This window comes from Bradyrhizobium sp. (genome assembly GCF_049691595.1).
In the GTDB taxonomy this organism is placed as follows: domain Bacteria; phylum Pseudomonadota; class Alphaproteobacteria; order Rhizobiales; family Xanthobacteraceae; genus Bradyrhizobium.
Genome location: NZ_JBAVNZ010000103.1, coordinates 1 through 10,770 on the forward strand (window position 1 = coordinate 1; position 10,770 = coordinate 10,770).

7 protein-coding genes and 1 riboswitch are annotated in these 10,770 nt (G+C 66.0%); of the genes, 4 read left to right on the plus strand and 3 right to left on the minus strand.

Annotation, left to right across the window (positions count from 1 at the left end):
- On the minus strand, positions 1–953 hold a 953-nt coding region (locus WCE35_RS04675), incomplete at its 3' end, for an RNA methyltransferase (RefSeq protein ID WP_424592172.1).
- A 364-nt stretch (positions 954–1,317) separates the two neighbouring features.
- Here WCE35_RS04675 and WCE35_RS04680 point away from each other — a divergent pair.
- Positions 1,318–2,535 (plus strand): NADP-dependent isocitrate dehydrogenase, encoded by a 1,218-nt coding sequence (locus WCE35_RS04680; protein ID WP_424592173.1) that lies wholly within the window; start codon positions 1,318–1,320, stop codon positions 2,533–2,535.
- Between the two features lie 89 nt (positions 2,536–2,624).
- Here the strand turns inward: WCE35_RS04680 and WCE35_RS04685 are convergent, their stop codons facing one another.
- Both WCE35_RS04685 and alaS read right to left on the minus strand, forming a co-directional pair.
- Entirely contained in the window at positions 2,625–3,872 is a 1,248-nt protein-coding gene (locus tag WCE35_RS04685; protein WP_424592174.1) for a cyclic nucleotide-gated ion channel, read from the minus strand.
- Between the two features lie 14 nt (positions 3,873–3,886).
- A complete protein-coding gene (alaS, locus tag WCE35_RS04690; protein ID WP_424592175.1) occupies positions 3,887–6,565 on the minus strand; it encodes an alanine--tRNA ligase in 2,679 nt (892 codons plus the stop codon).
- A gap of 305 nt (positions 6,566–6,870) precedes the next feature.
- A riboswitch (glycine riboswitch) is annotated at positions 6,871–6,959 on the plus strand.
- A 140-nt stretch (positions 6,960–7,099) separates the two neighbouring features.
- On the opposite strand from alaS, the gene gcvT reads away from it, so the two are divergent.
- The 3 genes from gcvT to gcvP all read left to right on the plus strand — a co-directional run.
- Positions 7,100–8,245, plus strand: coding sequence for a glycine cleavage system aminomethyltransferase GcvT (gene gcvT / locus WCE35_RS04695; protein WP_424592176.1), 1,146 nt, complete (start codon positions 7,100–7,102; stop codon positions 8,243–8,245).
- Between the two features lie 39 nt (positions 8,246–8,284).
- Positions 8,285–8,650: a glycine cleavage system protein GcvH gene (gene gcvH / locus WCE35_RS04700; protein WP_424592177.1), complete on the plus strand. Its 366-nt coding sequence runs from the start codon at positions 8,285–8,287 to the stop codon at positions 8,648–8,650.
- A gap of 9 nt (positions 8,651–8,659) precedes the next feature.
- A partial coding sequence (gcvP, locus tag WCE35_RS04705) for an aminomethyl-transferring glycine dehydrogenase (protein ID WP_424592178.1) occupies positions 8,660–10,770 on the plus strand: 2,111 nt, incomplete at its 3' end.

Genomic DNA, 10,770 nt, shown 5'->3' on the forward strand with positions numbered 1-10,770 from the left:
AAGCGGCGGTCGGTGGTCAACGCCTGCCACAGGAGGCGTTCCGCGTCGGTCGGATTGCGCCGCAACAGCCGCGCCAGCCCACGCACCGTACTGCTCCCCGACGGCAGGGTGCCCTGCCCGTGCTCGGCCAGCAGCGCGCGCAGCCGCGTGGCCTGTTCGCCGTCGAGCACGCCGCCCTTGGCCGGCCCCTTGCGGCCCTCCGCGATCGCCATCACCACCCCGTGCAGGGTGTGCATGTCCTGCCTGGTCGGGTCCATGCGGGCAAAAATGTTGCGCAGATTGACCAGCATGGTCTCGCGCTTCTCGGCCGGGCGGAGGAATTCGACACGGTCGAGTTCGCGCACCAGATTGTCGAAGAACGCCTGCATCTGGTGCTGCGAGGCGGGCTCGGAGCGCTCCGGCATCGCAAACGGCAAGGAGCCTTCGGTGGCGAGCTTGAACCACTCATAGCCCATCAAGAGCACCGCCTGCGCCAGGTTGAGCGAGGCAAAGCCCGGATTGACCGGAAAGGTGATGATGCGGTTGGCGCGCGCGACCTCCTCGTTCTGCAATCCGTAGCGCTCGCGGCCGAACAGGATGCCGGCGCCGCCGCCATCGGCGACATGCGCGACGATCTCCCGCGCCGCCGCCTCCGGCGCCACCACCGGCGTGGCCTGGTCATGGGCCCGGGCGGGGGTGGCGTACAGCAAGGTGAGGTCGGCGACCGCCTGCTCGACGGTTTCGAACAGTTCCGCGTGATCCAGGATGTGGTCGGCGCCGGCCGCGGCGCGCTGCGCGGCGACGTTCGGCCAGCCGTCGCGCGGGTTGACGATCCGAAGCCGCGTCAGCGCAAAGTTGCCCATCGCGCGCGCGGCCATGCCGATGTTCTCGCCGAGCTGCGGCTCGACCAGAATCACGACGGGCCCGGTGAGGTCGCGGCCGGCCTTGGTCTTGTCGGTGCCCGAACCGGACATCTCGCGTCACTTTCTGGTTCAATCGCTGAAGATTTTGAATCAGGCTCTGAAGGGCCTCATTCAAATCTCGAAATTCGCGGCCTCTCCGATTGCCCGTCCGGCCAGAATTTCTCAAGTGGAATAACGATCTTAGCGGCGGTTTTGGAGGCTCGGCCAAAGCCTCGAACGAAGCCCGGAGGCGCCCGCTTCGATCACTCACCGATCTCGGGCCGTCACAGCCATCCCGGCGGCATCCTCCGCCAAAGGATGAGCTTAAAGTGTGCACACTGCCTCGGCTTCCGCCCGCGCCTGGGCGGTGCTATAGCGCGAAGATATTCGCCCATCCCGCCCCAAACGCCCTGTTTCCAAAAAGGCCCCCTCCGTCATGGCAAAAATCAAGGTGACCAACCCCGTCGTCGAACTCGATGGCGACGAGATGACCCGGATCATCTGGCAATACATCAAGGACAAGCTGATCAACCCGTTCCTCGATATCAACCTGATGTATTTCGACCTCGGAATGGAGTACCGCGACAAGACCAACGACCAGGTCACGGTCGATGCCGCCAATGCCATCAAGAAGGTCGGCGTCGGGGTCAAATGCGCCACCATCACCCCGGACGAGGCGCGGGTGAAGGAATTCGGGCTGAAGGAAATGTGGAAGTCGCCGAACGGCACCATCCGCAACATCCTGGGCGGCGTGATCTTCCGCGAACCGATCATCTGCAAGAACGTGCCCCGCCTCGTCCCCGGCTGGACCAAGCCGATCATCATCGGCCGCCACGCCTATGGCGACCAGTACCGCGCCACTGACATCAGATTTCCAGGCAAGGGCACCCTGACGATGAAATTCGTCGGCGAGGATGGCGCGGTGATCGAGCGCGAGGTGTTCAAGTCACCCGGCGCCGGCGTCGCCATGAGCATGTACAACCTTGACGATTCGATCCGCGACTTCGCCCGGGCATCGCTGACCTACGGCCTCAACCGCGGTTATCCCGTCTATCTCTCCACCAAGAACACCATCATGAAAATCTATGATGGCCGCTTCAAGGACATCTTCGAAGAGATCTACGAGAAGGACTTCAGGAAGGATTTCGAGGCCAGGCGGCTGACCTACGAGCACCGCCTGATCGACGACATGGTGGCCTCCGCGCTCAAATGGTCCGGCGGCTATGTCTGGGCCTGCAAGAACTACGACGGCGACGTGCAGTCCGATACCGTCGCGCAGGGGTATGGATCGCTTGGCCTGATGACCTCGGTGCTGCTCACGCCCGACGGCAAAGTCGTTGAGGCCGAAGCCGCGCACGGCACGGTGACGCGGCATTACCGCGAGCATCAGAAGGGCAAGGAAACCTCGACCAATTCGATCGCCTCGATCTTCGCCTGGACCCAGGGGCTGTCGCATCGCGCCAAGCTCGACAACAACGAGGCGCTGGGCAAATTCGCCAAGACGCTGGAGAGGGTCTGCGTCGACACCGTCGAAGCCGGCTTCATGACCAAGGATCTCGCGCTTCTGGTCGGCGCCGACCAGCGCTGGCTGTCCACCACCGGGTTTCTCGACAAGGTCGCGGAAAATCTCACCAAGGCGATGGCGGCGGCCTGATTCGGCTGCTGCCGCGAGGGTTCCCGGCGCGATGCAGGCGCCGGGAATGACCGTGACGGCACGGCGCCGCCCAAGGAAGGTCGTCCCCGCTATTCCTGCGCCGGTTGTCCCTCCTGCGTGGCCAGCGCGATTTCACCGGCCGCGATATCGCCCTTCGGCGGCTCGGCGCTGTCGGCGAGCCTTGCTTCGGCGGTTTGCTTCACATGCGCCGCCAGCGCCGGCATGCGCTCGATCAGGGCGTGAAAGTCCTGGGCATCGAGCACCAGCAGCCGGGTCTTGCGGGTGGCGGTCACCGTGCCGCTGCGCTTGGTGCGCCGGAGCAGCGCGATCTCGCCGACGAAGGTGCCGTCCGACAGCCGGACGCGCTGGTTCGGCAGGTTGATTTCGACCTCGCCCGCGGTGATGAAATACATCGAGGACGCCGCCTCGCCGCGGCGGACCAGGACCTCGCCCGCCTCGATGGTCTGCGCCCGCAACAATTCCATGATGTCGGCGATCTCGACGGCGCCGAGACGCGAGAACAGCGGCACCCGCGCCAGCATCCCCCAGGTGACGACGAAATCGCGGCGCCGGACCTCATCGGCAAACGCCCTCGAGATGATCGCCACCGGCAGCGCGATCATCGCAAGCCCGCTGACAATCGCAAACACCGACACCAGCTTGCCGAGCGGCGTCACCGGCACCACGTCGCCATAGCCGACGGTGCCGAGGGTGACGATCGCCCACCACATCGCCTGCGGAATGGTGCCGAACTTGTCGGGCTGCACGTTGCGCTCGATCGCATAGAGCAGCGAGGCGAACAGCAGCACGGCGCCGGCCAGGATCACGATACAGCCGAACAGGGTCCGCCGCTCGGAATGAATCGCCGACAGCAGCGAGCGCATCGCCGGCGAGTAGCGCACCAGCTTGAGGAACGGCAGCAGGCCGAGCAGCACCAGCGCCGAGCGGTCGCCGATCGCCAGCGCCACCGCCGCCGGCAGGAACGCCATCAGATCGATGATGCCGAGGCTGCTCAGCATGTATTCGAGCTGCGCTCGCGCCGGGGTCGTATGCCGCAGCGAATGACCGACCACGCTCCAGATCCGCGCCGCATATTCCAGCGCGAAGGCCAGCATCGCGGCGACTTCGATCGCGGTGAACAGCCCACCGAACCGGGCGTCCAGTTCCGGCACCGAGGCCAGCACCATCGCCAGCACGTCGATGACGACGATGGCAACGACCAGGCGGACGAAGCGCGAGCCGACCGAATCAGGCAGATGATCGTGTTCGAGCAATTCGTAAAGCCGCTCCCGCAGATCCGGGTCGCTGAAGGCGCCTCTGCCCGGAAACCTTGCCACCTTGAACGTCTCCGCTACGCGCCGGCCATGGCCTGTTCGATGGCGATGAGCGCGGCATTGGCCTTGGCGCCGTCGGGACCGCCGGCCTGCGCCATATCCGGACGGCCGCCGCCGCCCTTGCCACCGAGCGCCTCGGAGCCCTTGCGCACGAGGTCGACGGCGTTGAAGCGCGAGGTGAGGTCGCTGGTGACGCCGACCACGATGCCGGCCTTGCCGTCCTCGGTGACGCCGACGATCGCGACCACGCCCGAGCCGATCTGCTTCTTGCCGTCGTCGACCAGGCTCTTGAGGTCCCTGGTCTCGATCCCCTCGACCGCGCGCGCCAGGAGCTTGACGTTGCCGACCTCGCGCACGCCGGCAGCCGCCGCCGATCCGCTTGACGAAGCGCCGCCGCCCATCGCGAGCTTCTTGCGCGCATCCGACAGGTCGCGCTCGAGCTTCTTGCGCTCTTCCATCAGGGAAGCGATCCGCGCCGGCACCTCGTCGATCGTGGTGCGCAGCTCGAGGGCCGCGGTCCTTGCCAGCGCCATGGTGTCGTTGGCGTGCTTGCGCGCATGACGCCCGGTCAGCGCCTCGATGCGGCGGACGCCCGAGGCGACCGCGCTTTCGCCGGTCACCGAAATCAGGCCGATATCGCCGGTGCGCCGCACATGGGTGCCGCCGCAGAGCTCCACCGACCAGCCGAGCGCGTTCTGGCCGTGTGCGCCGGCCGGTCTGCCCATCGACACCACGCGGACCTCGTCGCCATATTTCTCGCCGAACAGCGCGCGCGCGCCGGCCTCGCGGGCGTCGTCCACCGCCATCAGGCGGGTGGTGACCTCGTCGTTCTCGAGCACCACGTCGTTGGCGATGTCCTCGACGCGGGCAAGCTCTTCCGCCGTGATCGGCTTCGGGTGCACGAAGTCGAAGCGCAAGCGGTCCGGCGCCACCAGCGAACCGCGCTGGGCGATGTGGTCGCCGAGCACCTGGCGCAGCGCCTCGTGCAGGAGATGCGTCGCGGAGTGGTGGGCGCGGATCGACGAACGCCGTCCATGATCGACCTCGAGCTGCAGCGCGGTGCCCGGCTTCAAGGTGCCCTGCTCCACGGTGCCGATATGCACAAAGAGATCGCCGACCTTCTTTTGCGTGTCGGTGACGCGGAATTTGACACCGTCGCCGGTCATGACGCCGGTGTCGCCGACCTGGCCGCCGGACTCCGCATAAAACGGCGTCTGGTTCAGAACGATCGCGCCGCTCTCGCCGGCCTTGAGGCTGTGGGCCTCCTTGCCGTCCTTCACCAATGCGGCAACCACGCCTTCGGCGCGCTCGGTCTCATAGCCCAGGAATTCGGTGGCGCCGAGTTTTTCGCGCAGCGGAAACCACACGGTTTCGCTGGCGGTATCGCCACTTCCCGCCCATGCCGCGCGCGCCATTTCGCGCTGCCGGTCCATCGCATCGGTGAAGGCGGCCTGATCGACGCTGATGCCGCGCGACTTCAGCGCGTCCTGGGTGAGATCGAGCGGGAAGCCATAGGTGTCGTACAGCGTGAAGGCGGTATCGCCGTCGAACATGTCGCCCTTTTTCAAGGAAGCGCTTTTCTCGTCGAGGATCGACAGGCCCCGCGCCAGCGTCTTGCGGAAGCGCGTCTCCTCCAGCCGCAAGGTTTCCTCGATCAGCCTTTCGGCGCGCACCAGTTCCGGATAGGCCTGCCCCATCTCGCGCACCAGCGCCCATACCAGCCGATGCATCAACGGCTCGCGGGCGCCCAGCAACTGCGCATGGCGCATCGCGCGGCGCATGATCCGGCGCAGCACGTAGCCGCGGCCCTCGTTGGAGGGCAGCACGCCGTCCGAAATCAGGAACGACGAGGCGCGCAGATGGTCGGCGATGACGCGCAGCGACGCCTTCTGCGCGCCTTTCGGGTCGGCGCCGGTCAATTCCGAGATCGCGCGGATCAGGGCTGCGAACAAATCGATGTCGTAATTGTCATGCTTGCCCTGAAGTACGGCAGCGACGCGCTCCAGCCCCGCGCCGGTGTCGATCGAGGGTTTTGGCAGCGGATGGCGCACGCCGCCTTCGAGCTGCTCGAACTGCATGAACACGAGATTCCAGATCTCGATGAAGCGGTCGCCTTCCTGCTCGGGCGAGCCGGGCGGGCCGCCCCAGATCTTGTCGCCATGGTCGTAGAAGATTTCCGAACAGGGGCCGCACGGGCCGGTGTCGCCCATCTGCCAGAAATTGTCGGAACCTGCGATGCGGATGATGCGCGATTCCGGCAGGCCCGCGATCTTCTTCCACAGACCAAAGGCCTCGTCATCGTCGATGTAGACCGTCGCGGTCAGTTTGTCCTTCGGCAGGCCGAACTCCCGGGTGACGAGCTTCCAGGCGAGCTCGATCGCGCGGTCCTTGAAGTAATCGCCGAACGAGAAATTGCCGAGCATCTCGAAGAAGGTGTGATGCCGCGCGGTGTAGCCGACATTGTCGAGGTCGTTGTGCTTGCCGCCGGCGCGCACGCATTTCTGCGAGGTGGTGGCGCGCTGGTAGGGGCGCTTCTCGACGCCGGTGAAGACGTTCTTGAACTGCACCATGCCGGCATTGGTGAACATCAGGGTCGGGTCGTTGCGCGGCACGAGCGGCGACGACGGCACGATCTCGTGGCCGTTGTCGGCAAAGAAGTTCAGAAAGGCCGACCTGATCTCGTTGACGCCGCTCATGTTCATCCCATCGGAAAGCTGCCGGGCAACAGGCTATGTTCAGCGCATGATCCGCCAAAATCTGACGCGGCTTGGCGAAAAGACCATGCGCCAACGAAAGATTTCGGAGCGCGGCCGGACGCAAGACCGGGTGCCACGCTTGCCGGCCGCGCTCCGCGAAATGCTTTTAGACAAGGGGCGGCACGGTGTCCAGAAACGGTGCAGGCCGATCATGGGGTTGTCGCATCGGCACAACAGCGGTTGATAGATGCCGCGGCCGCGTTGACAGGCCTGGCCCGGCCGTGGTTCCTTCCTATCTGTCCAAGACAGTCACGTCGGGAGAGACCGGCTTAAATGCCGGCGCCGAAGGAGCAACCGCCCCGGAAACTCTCAGGCAAACGGACCGCGTGACTTATGACATCTGGAAAGAGGCGCCGACGGGTTTTCGCCCGAACGCGTCCGCCGACGGGATAATACTCTCAGGCACAGCGACAGATGGGGCTTCGACCGGTTTTTCAGGGGAAATGCCCCCTTGGGAATCGCGAGGGCTCCAACATGCTTGCGTGCGACGAAACTCCGCTGAACCGTACCCCTTTGCACGCGCTCCATTTGGCGCGCGGGGCCAGGATGGTGCCGTTCGCCGGCTATCAGATGCCGGTGCAATATCCCCCCGGCGTGCTCCGGGAACACTTGCATACCCGCAAGCTCGCCGGACTGTTCGACGTCTCCCATATGGGCCAGATCGCGCTGCGGCCGAAATCCGGCAAGGTCGAGGACGCAGGCCTGGCGCTGGAGCGGCTGGTGCCGCAGGACATCGTCGCGGTTGCGCCGGGGCGGCAGCGCTACGCGCAGTTCACCAATGATTCCGGCGGCATTCTCGACGATTTGATGGTGGCGAATTTCGGCGATCACCTGTTCCTGGTGGTCAACGCCGCCTGCAAAGCCCAGGACGAAGCGCATCTGCGCGCGCATTTGTCGGATGTCTGCGTCATCGAAACGCTTTCCGATCGCGCCTTGATCGCCTTGCAGGGACCGAAAGCGGAATCGGCGCTGGCAAGACTTTGCGCGGACGTATCGGCGATGCGATTCATGGACGCGGGTCCCCGCGCTGTCGCGGGCTTCGACGGCTTCGTGTCGCGCTCCGGCTATACCGGCGAGGACGGTTTTGAGATTTCGATTCCGGCCGCCGACGCTGAAGCGGTGGCGCAGGCGCTATTGGACAACAGCTGTGTGCAGCCGATCGGATTGGGCGCGCGCGACAGCCTGCGGCTCGAGGCCGGGCTTTGCCTGTACGGCCACGACATCGACACCACGACGACCCCGGTCGAAGCCGCGCTGGAATGGTCGATCCAGAAAAGCCGCCGCCGGGGTGGCGCGCGCGCCGGCGGTTTTCCGGGCGCGGAAACGATCCTCCCGCAATTCGATCAAGGCGCGCCGCGACGCCGGGTCGGCTTGCGGCCGGAAGGCCGCGCGCCGGTGCGCGAGGGCGCGCCGTTGTTTCTCGACGCCGCCGCGGCCGAGCCGATCGGCAAGGTCACCTCGGGCGGCTTTGGCCCGAGCCTCAATGCGCCGGTGGCGATGGGCTATCTGCCGTCGGCGCGCGCCGCACCGGGCGCTACGGTATTTGCCGAATTGCGCGGGGCGCGATTGCCGCTGCGCGTCGCGCCGATGCCCTTCGTTCCCAACACCTATAGACGCTAAATCTGCAAACGCGAACTTGCAAACGCCAGAGGAAGTTTCATGACGACGCTGTTCACCTCCGACCACGAATGGCTCCGCATCGAGGGCGATGTCGCCACCATCGGCGTCACCGACTACGCACAATCGCAGCTCGGTGACGTCGTATTCGTCGAACTGCCGAAGGTCGGCCGCGCCCTGAAGAAGGCCGAGGCCGCCGCCGTGGTCGAATCCGTCAAGGCCGCCTCCGACGTCTACGCGCCGATCTCGGGCGAGGTGCTCGAGGTCAACGAGGCGCTTGCCGCCGAACCCGCGCTGGTGAATTCCGACGCCGGCGGCAAGGCGTGGTTCTTCAAGCTGAAGATCGCCGACAAGAGCGAACTTCACGGCCTGATGGACGAGGCCGGTTACGCCAAACACACTGCCTGAGGTATCACCATGAACGCGCCGCTCAAACACACCGAAGAAGCCGCCACCAATTTCGTGCGCCGCCATATCGGCCCCTCCCCGCGCGATGTCGACGCGATGCTGGAGACGGTCGGCGCGAAAAGCCTCACCGCGCTGATGGGCGAGACGCTGCCATCCTCGATCCAGCAACAGGCGCCGCTCGATCTCGGCCGCGCCTTGAGCGAAACCGAGGCGCTGGCGCATATGGGGGAGCTGGCGTCGCAGAACAAGGTGTTCACCTCGCTGATCGGCCAAGGCTATTCCGGCACCATCCTGCCTCCGGTGATCCAGCGCAACATTTTGGAGAATCCGGCCTGGTACACGGCCTATACGCCGTATCAGCCGGAGATCAGCCAGGGCCGGCTGGAAGCCCTGTTCAACTTCCAGACCATGATCTGCGATCTCACCGGGCTCGACGTCGCCAACGCCTCGCTGCTGGACGAGGCGACCGCCGCGGCCGAGGCGATGGCGCTGGCGGAGCGCGCCTCGCAACACCAGGCAAAATCGTTCTTCGTCGATTCGGAAGTGCACCCGCAGACGCTGGCGGTGCTGCGCACCCGCGCCGAGCCGCTCGGGTGGAATCTGATCGTCGGCGATCCCGCAACCGATCTCGGCAAGGCCGAATGGTTCGGCGGGCTGCTGCAATATCCGGGAACCACGGGCGCGGTGCGCGATCCGCGGCCGGCGATATCGGCGCTGCATGCCAGGGGCGCGCTCGCGGTCGTCGCCGCCGATCCGCTGGCGCTGACGCTACTGGCTTCGCCCGGCGAACTCGGTGCCGATATCGCGATCGGATCGGCCCAGCGATTTGGCGTGCCGATGGGGTATGGCGGCCCGCACGCGGCCTACATGGCGGTGCGCGACGCGCTGAAGCGCTCACTGCCCGGCCGCATCGTCGGACTGTCGGTGGATTCGCGCGGGCAGCCCGCCTATCGCCTCGCTTTGCAGACCCGCGAGCAGCATATCCGCCGCGAAAAGGCCACCTCCAACATCTGCACCGCGCAGGTGCTGCTGGCGGTGATTGCCTCGATGTATGCGGTCTATCACGGGCCGGAGGGTCTGAGCCATATCGCCCGCACCATCCATCGCCGCGCCGCGGTGCTGGCGGCGGGATTGCGCAAGCTTGGATTTTCACCCGGAAGCGAGGCGTTCTTCGACACGCTGACGGTCGATCCAGGCAGCCGGCAGAGCGCGATCGTCGCGCGCGCGCTGGCCGAAAAGATCAATCTGCGGATCGGCCAGGACATGAGTGGCAAGCCCACGCTCGGCATCGCCGTGGACGAGACCACCACGCCCGCCATGGTCGAGGCGGTGTGGCGCGCGTTCGGCGGCGCGCTGGTCTATGCCGAGATTGAAACCGGCGCGCGCGAGGCGCTGCCTGCCGAGCTGACGCGCGCCAGCGCCTTCCTCACCCATCCGGTGTTCCACGCCCATCGCTCCGAGACCGAGCTGCTGCGCTACATGCGCAAGCTCGCCGATCGCGACCTTGCGCTCGACCGCGCGATGATCCCGCTCGGCTCCTGCACCATGAAGCTGAACGCGACCTCGGAGATGATCCCGCTGAGCTGGCCGGCATTTGGCGCCCTGCATCCGTTCGCGCCGCGCGAACAGGCGGCGGGCTATCACGCGCTGTTCGCCCGGCTGGAAAGATGGCTGTGCGACATCACCGGCTATGACGCGATCTCGTTGCAGCCGAATTCCGGCGCGCAGGGCGAATATGCCGGGCTGTTGGCGATCCGCGCCTATCACGCCGCGCGCGGCGAGCCGGATCGCAGGGTGTGCCTGATCCCCTCCTCCGCGCATGGCACCAACCCGGCTTCCGCCCACATGGCCGGCATGGAGGTGGTGGTGGTCGCCTGCGATGCCCGCGGCGACGTCGACGTCAGCGACCTGCGCGCCAAGGCGGACGCCCACGCCAACGATCTCGCGGCCATGATGATCACCTACCCCTCGACCCATGGCGTGTTCGAGGAGCACATCCGCGAGATCTGCGACATCGTGCATGGCCATGGCGGACAGGTCTATCTCGACGGCGCCAATTTGAACGCGCAGGTCGGGCTGTCGCGGCCCGGCGATTACGGCGCCGATGTCAGCCATCTCAA